This is a genomic window from Phenylobacterium zucineum HLK1 (genome assembly GCF_000017265.1).
Taxonomy (GTDB): domain Bacteria; phylum Pseudomonadota; class Alphaproteobacteria; order Caulobacterales; family Caulobacteraceae; genus Phenylobacterium; species Phenylobacterium zucineum.
This window is the reverse complement of the sequence record NC_011144.1, coordinates 3,419,594-3,433,404: the sequence shown is the minus strand read 5'-3', so window position 1 is coordinate 3,433,404 and position 13,811 is coordinate 3,419,594. Positions and strand designations below refer to the sequence as shown.

At 71.5% G+C, this 13,811-nt stretch carries 11 protein-coding genes; 5 read left to right on the top strand and 6 right to left on the bottom strand.

All coding sequences use genetic code 11. From position 1 onward, the window contains the following. Nucleotides 1–70: 70 nt before the first annotated feature. Nucleotides 71–1,096 (bottom strand): adenosine deaminase, encoded by a 1,026-nt coding sequence (locus tag PHZ_RS16690; RefSeq protein WP_012523557.1) that lies wholly within the window; start codon nt 1,094–1,096, stop codon nt 71–73. 80 nt (nt 1,097–1,176) lie between these two features. On the opposite strand from PHZ_RS16690, the gene PHZ_RS16685 reads away from it, so the two are divergent. From PHZ_RS16685 to PHZ_RS16670, 4 genes are all read left to right on the top strand, one after another. Beyond that, nucleotides 1,177–2,226, top strand: a complete 1,050-nt coding sequence (locus PHZ_RS16685; protein ID WP_012523556.1) for a mechanosensitive ion channel family protein — start codon at nt 1,177–1,179, stop codon at nt 2,224–2,226. 130 nt (nt 2,227–2,356) lie between these two features. Beyond that, nucleotides 2,357–3,334 carry an N-acetyl-D-Glu racemase DgcA gene (gene dgcA, locus PHZ_RS16680; protein WP_012523555.1) on the top strand — a complete coding sequence of 326 codons (978 nt, stop codon included), beginning with the start codon at nt 2,357–2,359 and terminating at the stop codon, nt 3,332–3,334. 56 nt (nt 3,335–3,390) lie between these two features. After that, entirely contained in the window at nt 3,391–5,223 is a 1,833-nt protein-coding gene (locus tag PHZ_RS16675) for a tetratricopeptide repeat-containing sulfotransferase family protein (RefSeq protein ID WP_012523554.1), read from the top strand. 30 nt (nt 5,224–5,253) lie between these two features. After that, nucleotides 5,254–7,560: a TonB-dependent receptor gene (locus tag PHZ_RS16670; RefSeq protein ID WP_012523553.1), complete on the top strand. Its 2,307-nt coding sequence runs from the start codon at nt 5,254–5,256 to the stop codon at nt 7,558–7,560. On the opposite strand, the gene PHZ_RS16665 is transcribed toward PHZ_RS16670, so the two are convergent. After that, the gene (locus PHZ_RS16665) at nt 7,557–8,447 is read right to left on the bottom strand and encodes an enoyl-CoA hydratase-related protein (RefSeq protein ID WP_012523552.1); all 891 of its coding nucleotides are present in this window, start codon (nt 8,445–8,447) and stop codon (nt 7,557–7,559) included. The genes PHZ_RS16670 and PHZ_RS16665 overlap by 4 nt on opposite strands. Before the next feature lie 78 nt (nt 8,448–8,525). Then, nucleotides 8,526–9,935: a helix-turn-helix domain-containing protein gene (locus tag PHZ_RS16660; protein WP_012523551.1), complete on the bottom strand. Its 1,410-nt coding sequence runs from the start codon at nt 9,933–9,935 to the stop codon at nt 8,526–8,528. A 166-nt stretch (nt 9,936–10,101) separates the two neighbouring features. Here PHZ_RS16660 and PHZ_RS16655 point away from each other — a divergent pair, with 166 nt between their 5' ends. Next, on the top strand, nt 10,102–10,491 hold the full coding sequence (locus tag PHZ_RS16655) for a helix-turn-helix domain-containing protein (protein WP_012523550.1): 390 nt from the start codon (nt 10,102–10,104) through the stop codon (nt 10,489–10,491). Nucleotides 10,492–10,498: 7 nt separating this feature from the next. Here PHZ_RS16655 and PHZ_RS16650 read toward each other — a convergent pair whose 3' ends face one another. From PHZ_RS16650 to PHZ_RS16640, 3 genes are read right to left on the bottom strand one after another with little or no spacing between them, the layout of a single operon-like run. After that, on the bottom strand, nt 10,499–11,461 hold the full coding sequence (locus PHZ_RS16650; protein ID WP_012523549.1) for a type II secretion system F family protein: 963 nt from the start codon (nt 11,459–11,461) through the stop codon (nt 10,499–10,501). After that, entirely contained in the window at nt 11,458–12,414 is a 957-nt protein-coding gene (locus PHZ_RS16645) for a type II secretion system F family protein (protein WP_049758306.1), read from the bottom strand. Before PHZ_RS16645 ends, PHZ_RS16650 begins: the two co-directional genes overlap by 4 nt. Further along, nucleotides 12,411–13,811: a CpaF family protein gene (locus PHZ_RS16640; RefSeq protein ID WP_012523547.1), complete on the bottom strand. Its 1,401-nt coding sequence runs from the start codon at nt 13,809–13,811 to the stop codon at nt 12,411–12,413. Before PHZ_RS16640 ends, PHZ_RS16645 begins: the two co-directional genes overlap by 4 nt.

Below are 13,811 nucleotides of genomic sequence, written 5' to 3'. Positions count from 1 at the left end.
CGTGACGCGCCGTTCAACTTTCGAGATGACGCGGTTCCGCCGAACCTTTCAAGGGGGCGCCGCGAAGGCGTCAGGCGGGCGCGGCGCTCCGCTGAACGTAGGCGTCGATGTCGGCCACGTGGCGGGCGACGACCTCGGGCGGCAGGAAGGCGCCGGTGAAGCTGTTCTTGGCGAGGGTCACCAGCTCGTCGCGCGTCAGGCCCAGAGCTTCAGCGGTCTCGGTCCAGTTCTGGGCGAGGTAGCCGCCGAAATAGGCCGGGTCGTCCGAGTTGATCGTGGCCTTCAGCCCCAGGGCCAGCATCCGCTTCAGGGGGTGCTGCTTCAGGTCGTCGACCACGCAGAGCTTCAGGTTCGACAGCGGGCAGACCGTCAGGGTGATCCCCTCGGCCACCAGCCGGCGGACCAGGGCCTCGTCCTCCAGGGCCCGGTTGCCGTGGTCGATCCGGTCGACGCCCAGGACGTCCAGCGCCTCCCAGACGTACTCGGGCGGCCCCTCCTCGCCGGCGTGGGCGACCAGCTTCAGCCCCCGCTCACGGGCGGCCTTGAACACCCCGGCGAACTTCGACGGCGGGTGGCCGACCTCCGAGGAATCCAGACCCACGCCCAGGATGCGGTCGAGGTAGGGCTCGGCCATGTTGAGCGTGGCGAAGGCGGCGTCCTCGTCCAGGTGGCGCAGGAAGCAGAGGATCAGGCTGGAGCTGACGCCCAGGGTCTTCTCGGCCTCGGCCATGCCGCCCATCAGGCCATCGGCCACCACCTGGAACGGGACGCCCCGGTCGGTGTGGGTCTGGGGATCGAAGAACAGCTCGACGTGCCTGGCGCCGTCGGCCGCCACCCGGCGGAAGTAGGCGAGGGCGAGGTCGTGGAAGTCCGCCTCGGTGCGCAGGACGTTCGCGCCCTGGTAGTAGATGTCGAGGAAGTCCTGCAGGTTGGAGAACGCGTAGGCGGCGCGCACCTCCTCCACGGTCCTGAACGGCAGGTCCACGCGGTTGCGGCGGGCGAACTCGAACATCTGCTCGGGCTCGAGGCTGCCCTCGATGTGGAGGTGGAGCTCGGCCTTGGGCAGGCCGCGGATGAAGTCGGCGAGCGCAGTCATGCCGCAAGCATCCTCCGATGCCGCCGGGCGTCAAGCGCGCAGGGATCGGAACGCCGCCACGGCCAAGGCGTTCGCCCGGCATGGACTTCGACGAGCTGCAGGGCGTCGTGCTCTTCGCCATCGGCCGCACGCCGGTCACCCTGGGCGGGGTCGTCGCCGGGATCGCGGTCATCGTCCTGGGCTTCGTCGCGGCCCGGCTGGCGGGCGGCGGGATCCGGCGGCTGCGCCGGCGGGCGCGCCACGGCGTCGGCGCCCTCTATATCGTCGAGAAGCTGGTCACCTACGGGATGGTCATCATCGCCGTGGTGATCGGGCTGTCCACCGTCGGCCTCAACCTGTCCTCGCTCGCCGTGTTCGCCGGCGCCGTGGGCGTCGGCGTCGGCCTGGGCCTGCAGGGCGTGGTGAAGGAGTTCGTCTCGGGCCTGGTGCTGATCTTCGACCGCGCGCTGAGCGTCGGGGACTTCGTCGAACTGGAGGACGGCAAGCGCGGCGTGGTCCAGGAGGTCGGGCCGCGGGCGGTGCGCATCCGCACCAACGACAACATCGACCTCGTCATCCCCAATTCGAAGTTCATCGAGGGGCCGGTGGTCAACTGGACCCTGCACGGGGGGACCCGGCGCATCCACATCCCCTTCCAAGTCGGCTACGGCTGCGATCGCGAGACGGTGCGGGACGTGGTGCTGAGCGCCGCCCGGACGGTGCCCTTCACCCTTCCGGAAACCGAGACGCAGAAGAGCCAGGTCTGGCTGGTGGGGTTCGGCGAGTCCGGACTGAACTTCGAGCTGGTCGTCTGGCCAAGCCTCGAGGCGGTGAAACGGCCGGGATCGGTGCATGCCGCCTACACCTGGGCCATCGCCGAGGCGCTCGAAGGCGCCGGCGTCGAGGTCCCGTTCCCGCAGCTCGACGTGCGCCTGCGCAGCCTGTTCGGGCGCGAGGGCGAGGCCGCCCGCAAGGCGCTGGGCCTGGAAGAGGCGGCGCCCGAGCCTGCGGCCGAGCCGCATCCGCCCAGCGTCAATGACGCCGCCGAGGACCTGGCGCGGCCGTTCGCCGGGCCGCAGGACGACAACGCCCCCATCTTCTCGGACCCTGAGGGGACGGCCCCCGGCGGCCGCCGGGACGGCCCGGGGTGACGAGGCGCGCCCTGCGGCGGGCCGCCGCCGCGCTGCTCGCCGTGCTGGGGGCCGTGGTCCTCGTCGTCTTCTTCCGCCTCGCATGAGGCCTGTCGACGCCCGCCCTGCAATGCAGGAGAAGAGGGGCCTGATGGGTCCCGACCTCCGCCTCCGGCCCGAACGCCTGCGCCTGCGCGCGCCTTTCCGCATCTCGCGCGGGGTGAAGACCCATGCCGAGGTCGTGGTGGTCGAGCTCCATCAGGACGGTCAGGTCGGCCTGGGCGAGTGCGTCCCCTACGCCCGCTACGGCGAGACCGTCGCCTCGGTGATGGCCCAGCTCTGGGGGCGCAGTCCGGAAGACCTGCTGGCCACCCTGCCGCCGGGGGCGGCCCGAAATGCGGTCGACTGCGCCGCCTGGGACCTCCGGGCGCGGCTGGAGGGCCGTCCGGTCGCCGAACGGCTGGGCCGGCCGGCGCCGAAGCCCGTCGCCTCGGCGGTGACCATCAGCCTGGACTCTCCCGAGGACATGGCCGCGGCGGCCCGGGCCGCGGCCGATGCGCCGCTCCTGAAGGTCAAGCTGGGGGCGCAGGGCTCCGCCGAGCGCCTCGCCGCCGTGTCCGAGGCGGCGCCGGGCGCCGACCTGATCGTCGATCCGAACGAAGGCTGGAGCCGGCCGCTGCTGGAGGCGATGGCCGAGCCGATCGCCCGCCATCGCGTGGTGCTTGTCGAGCAGCCGCTGCCGGCGGCCGAGGACGCCGCGCTCGCCGGCCTGGACTATCCGGTCCCGATCTGCGCCGACGAGAGCGTGCACACCTGCGCCGACCTGCCCGCCGCGGCCGAACGCTACCGGGCCGTCAACATCAAGCTCGACAAGGCCGGCGGCCTTACCGAGGCGTCGGCGATGATGCAGCAGGCAAGGGGGGTGGGCCTGAAGGTGATGGTCGGCTGCATGGTGGCCAGCTCCCTCGCCATCGCGCCGGCCCTGCTGCTGGCGGCCGACGCCGACTTCGTCGATCTGGACGGGCCGTGGTGGCTGGCCGAGGACCGCCCGGGCGGCTGCCGCTTCGAGCGCGGCGTGGTTCTTCCGCCACAGGTGGGCTTCTGGGGCGAGCCGGGCGCCCGGCCATAGATTGACAGTGTCAGCGCATCAGCCGCTTCATCCGAACACTGTTCGATGGAGGGGGCTTGGGCAGCGCGACCGCAGACCCGGTTGGGACGGCTCCTGTTGGGACGCTCGAGGTCGCCCTTGCGCACGCCGCGCGCCTGCTCGCCCAGGACGCGCGTCTGGCCGAGGAACAGGCGCGGGAGATCCTCAAGGCGGCCCCCGAGCATCCGCAGGCGCTGCGCCTGCTGGGGGCGGCGCTTCGCCGGCAGGGCGACGTTGCGGGCGCGGAGGCGGCCTATCTCCGCTCGGTCAAGGCCTCGGTGAACGATCCCGAGCTGGTCGTCGCGGCGACCGCCCTTTCCGAGAACCGGCTGGCCGCGGCCGAACAGATCCTGCGCGGCGTGCTGAAGGCCCGGCCGACCGACGTGGCCGCCATCCGGATGCTGGCCGAGACCGGCATGCGCCTCGGCCGCTACGACGACGCCGAGAAGCTGCTGGCGCGCTGCCTCGAGCTGGCGCCCGGCTTCACCGCCGCCCGGCACAACTATGCGACGGTGCTCTACCGCAACAACAAGCCCGTCGAGGCGATCGGACAGCTGGACCTGCTCCTGGCGGGCGAGGCGGACAATCCCGCCTACCTGAACCTCAAGGCCGCGGCCCTCGGCCGGATCGGCGAGTACGAGGGGGCGATCGAGCTCTACGCCAGGGTGCTGCGCACCCACGCGCGCCATCCCAAGACCTGGATGAGCTACGGCCACGCGCTGAAGACGGTCGGCCGGCAGGCCGACGCGATCGAGGCCTACCGCAGGAGCCTGGCGCTGGCGCCGCAGCTGGGCGAGGCGTGGTGGAGCCTGGCGAACCTGAAGACGGTGACGTTCTCGAGGGAGGACATCGCCGCCATGGAGGCTGAGCTCGCCCGGACCGACATCGGAGACGAGGACCGCTTCCACCTGCACTTCGCGCTCGGCAAGGCCCTGGAGGACGAGGGCCGCTGGGAGGCGTCCTTCCGCCATTACGAACAGGGCAACGCCCTGCGCCGCCGCGACCTCGGCTACGAGGCCGACGAGACCAGCCTGCACGTGAAGCGCTCGAAGGCGCTGTTCACGCCGGCGTTCTTCGCCGAACGGGCAGGGCAGGGCTGTCCCGCGCCGGATCCGATCTTCATCGTGGGCCTGCCGCGCTCGGGCTCGACGCTGGTCGAGCAGATCCTCTCCAGCCACAGCCAGGTGGAGGGCACCCAGGAGCTGCCCGACATCATCGCCATGGCCAAGCGGCTGGGCGGGCTGGCGAAGCGGTCCTCGGCCGGCCGCTATCCCGACGTGCTGGCCGAGCTGTCGCCCGCCGATCTGAAGGCGCTCGGCGAGGAGTACCTGGCGCGGGCTAAGGTGCACCGGAAGCTGGGGCGGCCGTTCTTCATCGACAAGATGCCCAACAACTGGGCGCACCTGGGGCTGATCTGCCTGGCCCTGCCGAACGCGAAGATCGTGGACGCCCGCCGCCACCCGCTGGGTTGCGGGTTCTCGGGCTTCAAGCAGCACTTCGCCCGCGGCCAGGGCTTCACCTACGACCTGACGGACATCGGCCGCTACTACGCCGACTACGTGGAGCTGATGGCCCACTTCGACGTCGTGCTGCCCGGCCGGGTCCATCGCGTGATCTACGAGCAGATGGTGACCGATCCCGAGGCGGAAACGCGCCGGCTGCTCGACTACTGCGGTCTTCCCTTCGAGGAGGCCTGCCTGCGGTTCTACGAAAACGAGCGGGCGGTGCGGACGGCGAGCTCGGAACAGGTCCGTAAGCCGATCTTTACCGACGCCGCCGACCACTGGCGTAACTACGATATCTGGCTCGGCCCGCTGAAGGCCGCGCTGGGACCTGTGTTGAACGCGTACCCGGAGGCGCCTGAGTACTGACGCCGCCACCTGCCGAACGAGGGGGCTTGGATGAAGGTGAGTGGACGAAACGTGTCGCGCTGGTCGATGGGCCTGCTCGCGACGACCATGCTGACGGCCGTCGCGGCGCCTGCCGCCGCGCAGACCGGCGGCCCGACGCTGGAAGAGGTGGTGATCACCGCCCAGAAGCGCAGCGAGAACCTGCAGGACGTGCCGATCAGCGTGCAGGCGCTGGGGACCGAGCGGCTGGACCAGCTGCAGGTCTCGGACATGGCGGATTACGTGAAATTCCTGCCGAACGTGACCATCCAGTCGGGCGCGCCCGGCTTCACGACCATCTACATGCGCGGCGTCGCCTCGGGCGAGAACAGCAACCACTCCGGGCCGCTGCCCAGCGTGGCGGTCTATCTGGACGAGCAGCCGGTGACGACTATCACCGGGCCGCTGGACATCCACGTCTACGACATCGAGCGGGTCGAGGTTCTGGCCGGCCCGCAGGGCACGCTCTACGGCGCGAGCTCTCAGGCGGGCACGATCCGGATCATCACCAACAAGCCCTCGCCCGCGGGCTTCGCGGCCGGCTACGACCTCGAGGTCAACAGCGTCAGCCACGGCGGTATCGGCTATGGCGCCGAAGGCTTCGTGAACCAGCCGCTGGGCGATCAGGCCGCCGTCCGCCTGGTCGGCTGGGCGATCCACGACGCCGGCTACATCGACAACGAGGCGGCGACCCTCACCTATCCGACGGGGCCGGTGACCATCGACAACGCCGACCTCGCCGACGACGACTTCAACGAGGTCGACACCTACGGCGCCCGTGCGGCGCTGCGCATCGACCTGGACGAGAACTGGTCGATCACGCCGGCCATCCAGGGACAGCGGACCGAGGCCGACGGCGCGTTCTTCTACGATCCCGGCCGCGGCCGGCTCGACACCGCCCGCTTCCGGCCCGACCGCTCGGACGACAAGTGGTTCCAGGCGGCCATGACCATCGAGGGGACGGCCTCCAACCTCGATCTCGTCTACGCCGGGGCCTACATGCGGCGCTGGATCGACAGCGAGTCCGACTATTCGGACTACGCCTACTTCTACGACACCCTCTACGGGTACGGCGCCTACTGGACGGACGACGCCGGCAATCCGAACGACATCAGCCAGTACATCCAGGGCAAGGACTACTTCACCAAGCAGTCCCACGAGTTCCGGGTGAGCACGCCGGCGGACGAGCGCCTGCGGGTGACCATGGGCCTCTTCTACCAGAAGCAGACCCACAACATTCAGCAGCGCTACAAGATCGACAACCTGGCCTCGGGCGTCGAGGTGACCGGCTGGCCCGACACCATCTGGCTGACGAAGCAGTTGCGGGTCGATCGCGATCTGGCCGCGTTCGCGGACCTCGGCATCGACGTGACGGACAAGCTGACGATCAACGGCGGCATCCGCTTCTTCAAGGCCCGCAACGGGCTGGAGGGCTTCTTCGGCTACGGCTCGGGCTACAGCTCACGCACCGGCGAGGCGGCCTGCTTCGGCCCCGAGATCGTCGAGGGCAGCCCCTGCACCAACCTGCTGCAGCTCACCGAGGACAAGGGCGACACCTACCGCCTGAACGCGACCTACGACTTCGACGACAACCGGATGGTCTATCTGACCTATTCCACCGGCTATCGTCCCGGCGGGGTCAACCGGCGGGGCGGCGATCCCTACGAGCCCGACTACCTGAAGAACCTGGAGTTCGGCTGGAAGACCACCTGGCTCGACAACCGGCTGCGGTGGAACGGCGCGATCTTCAAGGAGAAGTGGAACGACTACCAGTTCTCGTTCCTGGGGCAGAACGGCCTGACCATCATCGCCAACGGCGGCAAGGCCAAGATGAAGGGGATCGAGACCGACGTCTCGTGGGTGCTGGCCGAAGGGCTGACGGTCAACGGCGCAGCCAGCCTGATCGACGCCGAGCTGGCCCAGGACTACCGGGCCGATCCCGCGGGGCCCATCCTGGCGCCCAAGGGCCAGTCCCTGCCGGTGACGCCGAAGTTCAAGGGCAACCTGAACGTCCGCTACGAGTGGGCGATGGGGGGCTACGACGCCCACGTCCAGGGTTCGGTCGTCTATTCGGGCTCGGCCTATTCCGAGCTGCGGAGCGCCGACCGGGCCCTCGTCGGCAAGATGCCCGAGTACACCACCTTCGACATGACCGCGGGCCTCACCAACGGCTCGTGGCGCGTGGAGGCCTTCGCCAAGAACCTGTTCGACGAGAACGGCCAGCTCGACCGCGCGGTCGCCTGCGTGGTCTGCTCCCGCGTCTGGGTGACGCCGATCCGGCCACGGATCATCGGCGTGCGGTTCGGCCAGTCGTTCTAGGAGGCGGCGTTCCGGCGCGCGGCGGCGGGGACCAGCTCCGCCGCCCGCGCCGGGATGTCCTTCGACACCTTGCCGGGGAAGACCGGCTGGCGCTTCTCCAGGAAGGCGGCGACGCCTTCCTTGACGTCGGGCCCGGCGCCCAGCTCCATCGACAGCGGCCCGTCCAGCTTCAGCAGCTCCCAGGGATCAGGGGCGGCGGCGTACTTCCACAGCATCTGGCGGGTCAGGGCGACCGACACCGGGGCGGTGTTCTCGGCGATCTCCAGCGCGATCTCGCGGGCCCTGGCCAGCAGCGCCTCGGGTTCGACCACCTCGCTGACGAGGCCGCCGGCCAGCGCCTCCTCGGCTGGAATAAGCCGGCCCGACAGGCACCAGCGCAGCGACTGCGGCAGGCCGACCAGCCTGGGCAGGAACCAGGCGCTGCCCGCCTCGGGCACCAGGCCGCGCCGGGCGAACACGAAGCCGAAACGGGCGTCCGTGGCGGCGATGCGGATGTCCATCGGCAGCGTCAGGGTCGCGCCGACGCCGACGGCGGCGCCGTTCACCGCCGCGATCGACGGCTTGCGGCAGGCGAAGATGGCCCCCACGAACCCGCCGCCCTCCTCGCGCGGCTTGCCGGGGGCGGAGAAGGCCACCGACCCTGCGGTGCTCGTGTCAAAGGCGCCGGCGCCCGACGAGATGTCCGCGCCGGCGCAGAAGCCGCGGCCGGCGCCGGTCACGATCACGACCCGGACGCCGTCGTCCTCGTCGGCGCGGCGGAAGGCGTCGGCCAGTTCGGCGCCCATCTGGCCGGTGTAGGCGTTCAGCTTGTCGGGCCGGTTCAGGGTGATCGTCAGCACCGGGCCGTCGGTTTCCCAGAGCAGGGTCTCGTAAGCCTTCGCCGCCATCGTCGCCTCCCTTCGTCGGTCGTTCCGGCGATTACGCGCGCTTGACGAGACGGCAGGCAACAGGGGCGGCGGGAGCGGCTAGTCCAGGCGGAAGGGCACCGTGCGCCGCTCGTGCGGCGGCACGCGCAAGGGCCGGTCGACGGGCGGGAAGGCCCGCTGCGGGCAGTCGTTGCGCTCGCAGATCCGGCAGCTCACGCCGATCCGGGCCGCCGGGCCGGCCAGGTCCACGCCGGCGGAATAGACGAGTTGGTCGGCGTGGGCGATCTCGCAGCCGAAGCCCAGGACGAAGTGCCGGTCGGGCTCCAGGTAGCTGCCCGACGGCTTGGCCACGCTGCGGGCGACCGAGAGGTAGCGCGCCCCGTCCGGCATCTCGGCCACCTGCACTAGGAAGCGGTCCGGCGCGCCCACGGCCTGGTGGACGTTCCATAGCGGACAGGCCCCGCCGAAGCGGGCGAAGCGCAGCCGGGTCGCCGAGTGGCGCTTGGTGATGTTGCCGGCGTAATCCATCCGCACGAAGAAGATCGGCACGCCCCGCAGGCCCGGCCGCTGCAGGTTCGACAGCCGGTGGCAGACCTGCTCGAGGCTGGTGTGGAAGGCCAGGCCCAGGGCCTCTACGTCGTGGCGCAGCGCGCGCGCGGCGGTGTGGAAGCGCCGGTAGGGCATCAGGAGGGCGCCGGCGGCGTAGTTGCCGAGGCCGACCCGGCACACGTCCACCGCCTCGGCCGTGCGGAAGCGGGCCCGGGCAAGCTCGGCCTCGATCACTGCCGAGAGGTCGGCGGCGGCGAGGTGGTAGGCCAGCTGGAAGGTCTGGGTCTCGGGCGGCTGGCGCGGATTGACCCAGAGCGTGCGGGTCTCGGGATCGTACCGCCGCATCACCTCGCCGGGCGCGCCGCGCACCACCGTCACGCCCTGCCGCGCCTTCAGCCAGCCGACGATCCGCTCGTCCGGCGCCTCGCCGTCGGCCAGGCCGATGGCCTCGGCCAGATCCTCGGTCGCGCGGTCCAGCCGGTCGACGTAGTTGTCGAGGTCGTGGAAGAACTCGCGCACCTCCTCGTAGGGCAGCAGCGAACTGGCGGCGGTGGCCTCGTCCAGCGCGACCGCCTCCTCGGTCAGGTTCAGCCGCTCGGTCAGGCGCTGGTTGGCCCGGTGCAGGTCGAGGAACCGGCGCGCGAAGGCGGGGGCCTGCAGAGCCACGCGGCGGATCTCGGACAGGCCGACCGGCGCGCCGGGATGGGCCGATTCCGCCACGGCTTCGCGAAGGTCGGCGATCAGCCGCTCGTCCTCGCGGGCCTCGAACACCTCGGGCGCGACGCCGAACACCTCGGCGATGGACGCCAGCACCCGCGAGGTGACCGGCCGCTGGTTGGCCTCGATCTGGGACAGGTAGCTGACCGAGATGCCCAGCCGCGCGGCGCAGGCCTGCAGCTTCAGCCCCTGCTCCTGGCGGAGGCTGCGCACCTGCGGGCCAACGAACAGCTTGGCAGACATTTCACAATTTCACAGAAGTGGTCGGGCGAGGGGCGAAACCTTCGCACGTTCTCGTTTGAAATCCAGAGGGAAAGGGCGCTTTCTCCCTGCCCGAGGGTGACGTGCAGTTTTGCAAAATTCAGCGCGGCGCCGCTCAGCGCGATCATTGAGTTCGGCGAGGATCGACATGCTCGGACGGCGCGGCGAGACGCTGCATCACCTGCCCAGGCTCGGGTTCGCGGACGCCTGCCGCCTCTTCGGCATGACGCCCCGGGCGCTGCGGTTCTACGAGGAAAAGGGCCTGATCGAGGCCCGCCGGGACCGGCTCAACCACCGCTACTACGACGGCTGGACCCGCCAGAAGCTGGCCTGGATCAGCCGCCTGCGCTCGGTGAGCCTGTCGCTGCGCGACATCCGCCAGGTGCTGGAGGCCGAGCAGCGCGCCGGCGCCGGCTCGCAGACGGCCCTGCGCAAGCTGCTGGTCCGCCGCGAGGAACTGGCCAAGGAGCTGGCCGCCGTGGACGCTCTGATCCCCGCCCTGCAAGGCGAGACGGGGGGCGAGGCCGCCGCGGCCTGAAGCCGGCTCAGCGGAACGAGGTGGTCAGCACCTGCACGATCGCGGGGCCGATCAGCACCACGAACAGCGGCGGCAGGATGAAGGCGATCATCGGCACGGTGAGCGTGGCCGGCAGCCGCGCGGCCTTCTCCTCGGCCTTCATCATCCGGGTGTCGCGGAACTCGGCCGCCAGCACGCGCAGGGCCTGCGCCAGCGGCGTGCCGTACTTCTCGGTCTGCACCAGGGTGTTCACCAGGCCCCGCACCTGAGGCGCGGCGACCCGGCGGGTCAGGTTCAGCAGCGCCTCGCGCCGGTCCGGCAGGAAGCCGAGCTCCACCGCCGTCAGGCCCAGCTCGTCCGCCAGCTCGGGCGCGGCGGGGCCGATCTCGCGCGAGACGCGGGCGAGGGCGGCGTCCAGGCTGAGGCCTGCCTCGGCGCAGATCACGAACAGGTCCAGGGCGTCGGGCAAGGCCCGCTGGATCTTCAGGCTGCGCTTCTGGATGGCGTTCTTCAGCATCAGCCGGGGCAGGTAGAGCCCGGCCACCGCGCCGCCCAGCGTGGCGGCGAGGCGGCGCAGCGGGTCGTCGTCGTGCAGCACGCCCGGAGCCAGCAGCCAGGCCGCCGCCGCCAGCGCCAGGGGCGCCAGCACCTTCAGCGCCAGGAACACGTGCATCGCATCGGGCGAGCGCCAGCCGGCCTGGACGAGCAGGGCGGCCGCGCCGCCCGCCCGGCCGTCGCGGTTCAGCTTCAGCAGTTCCACCAGCCGCCGCGCCAGACCCACCGAGCGCGGGCGAGCGCCGCGCCGCGGCTGCAGGAGGGCTGCGCGCAGGTCGTTGCGCCGCCGGGCGTGGCTGCGGGCCCGCTCGCGCACCAGGTCCTTGGGGGAGAGCGCCCGCAGCACCGCCAGGATGGCGAGGAAGTTGGCCACGCCCACGGCGAGCGCCACGGCCGGCGCGGCGGTCCCGCCGGGCATCAGGTCCTGCGGGCTCATATCTCGAACCTCACCATCTTGCGCATGATCAGGCCGCCGACGGCGAGGCTGGCGAGGCCGGCGGCGATCATCAGCCGGCCCAGCGGTCCGGTGAACAGAACCCGCATGTAGTCGGGGCTGGCGATGCTCATCAGCACGGCCATGGCGAACGGCAGGACGCCGATGATCAGGGCGCTGGCGGTCGCCTCGGACGACATGGCCTTGATCTTCAGCCGCATCTGCTGGCGGCGGCGGAGGATGTGCTCGAGGTTCTCGAGGGACTCGGCGAGGTTGCCGCCGGTCTCGCGCTGGACCGCCAGGCAGATGGCCAGGAAGTCGAACTCGGGCAGGCCGATGCGGCGGGCCGCCTCGCCCATGGCCCCCTCGATCGGCGCGCCCAGGCGCACTTCGTCGGCCACGCGGCGGAACTCCTCGCCGACCGGCCCCTCGATCTCGCGGCCGACGACGCCGACGGTCTCGGTCACTGGCAGGCCGGCGCGCAGGCCCCGGACGATCAGGGCGATGGCCTCGGCGAAGGTCTTCAGGAAGCGCCCGCGCCGCCGGCCCATCAGGATCCCGACGCCCAGGTGGGGCAGCAGCAGGCCGTCGGCGGCGGCGGCCAGCAGCGCCAGGATCGGCGGCGCGCCCGCGGCGAGCGCCAGGGCCCCGAAGACCACGCCCACCGCGACGCTGGCCACAGCGTAATGGCCGAGGGTGATCGGCAGGCCGGTGGCGGCGAGCCGCGCCCGCAGGACCGCGGGTCGGGGCAGGATGCGCTGGGCGAGCGCGTCCAGCCGCGAGGCGCCGGGCCGCCGCAGGGACAGCCTGGCCGCCTGGACCGCCGGCGCGCTGCGCGCCTCGGTCAGCGCCCTGGCCCGACGGGCCAGCCGGCGCTTGCCCGTCCCGCCGCCGCCGGCGAGCGCGGCCAGCAGCATGGCGCCGCCGGCCAGGATCATCAGGAGGGGCAGGCTCACCCCACCGCCTCCAGCAGCAGCCGGTCGAGGCCGAAGTACTCGGCCCGGCTCGCGAAGTGCGGCCGAAGGCCCGCGGACTCGAAGCGGCCCTTCAGCATGCCGTCGGCGCCCTCGCCCTCGAAGCGGTAGGCGAACAGCTCCTGGTTGGTGATGACCTCGCCTTCCATGCCGACGACCTCGGTGATGCTGGTCACCCGGCGCACGCCGTCGCGCATCCGGCTGATCTGCACGATCAGGTGAACGGCCGCCGCGATCTGGGTGCGCACGGCCTGGGCGGGCAGGGCGACGCCCGACATGCCGACCATGTTCTCCAGCCGGGTCAGCGCCTCGCGCGGGCGGTTGGCGTGGATGGTGCCGAGCGAGCCGTCGTGGCCGGTGTTCATGGCCTGCAGCATGTCCAGCGCCTCGCCGCCCCGGATTTCGCCGAGGATGATGCGGTCGGGCCGCATGCGCAGCGCGTTCTTCACCAGCTCGCGCATGGTGATCTCGCCCCGGCCTTCCAGGTTGGCCGGCCGGGTCTCCAGGCGCACGACGTGCGGCTGCTGGAGCTGCAGCTCGGCGGCGTCCTCGATGGTCACCACCCGCTCGTCGGCGGCGATCATCTGCGAGAGCGCGTTCAGCAGGGTGGTCTTGCCCGAGCCGGTGCCGCCCGAGATCAGGATGTTGAGCCGCGAGCGGGAGGCGATCTTCAGCACCGTCGCCATCTCGGGCGAGAGGTTGCCCTGGCGGGCCATCAGGTCGAGGTCGATCCGCCGCTTGGAGAACTTCCGGATCGAGATCGAGGGCCCGTCGATGGCCAGCGGCGGGATGATGATGTTCACCCGGCTGCCGTCGGCCAGGCGCGCGTCCACCAGCGGCGAGGACTCGTCCACGCGCCGGCCCACCTGGCTGACGATCCGGCCCGCGACGGCCATGACGTGGGCGTTGTCGCGGAAGCGGGCGCCGGTAAGCGTCAGCTTGCCCTTTCGCTCGACGTAGATCTGCTTCGGGCCGTTGACCATGATGTCGGTGACCGCCTCGTCGGCCAGCAGCGGCTCGAGGGGGCCCAGGCCCAGCATGTCGTTCAGCAGCAGGTCGACGAGCTCGCCCTGCTCGCGCTGATTGAGCTGCAGCTTCAGCTCGGCCGCCAGTTCGGCGACGACGCCGGAGAGCTCGCGCCCCAGCTCGGGACGTTCCAGGCGGCTCGCCGCCTCGCTGTCGATGCGCTGCAGGACCAGCGGCTGGACCGCGCGGGCCGCCTCCTGGACCTTGTCGTCGACCGGGGCGGGCGCCGGCGGCGGCGCGTCGGGCGCCAGGGCCGGGGCGGCCGGCTCGCTGCAAACGACGGTGAGCTTCGGCGGCGGGCGCGTGGCTGCGCCGGCCGGCGGTTCGGGACCGATCCCCCGGCGACCGAACAT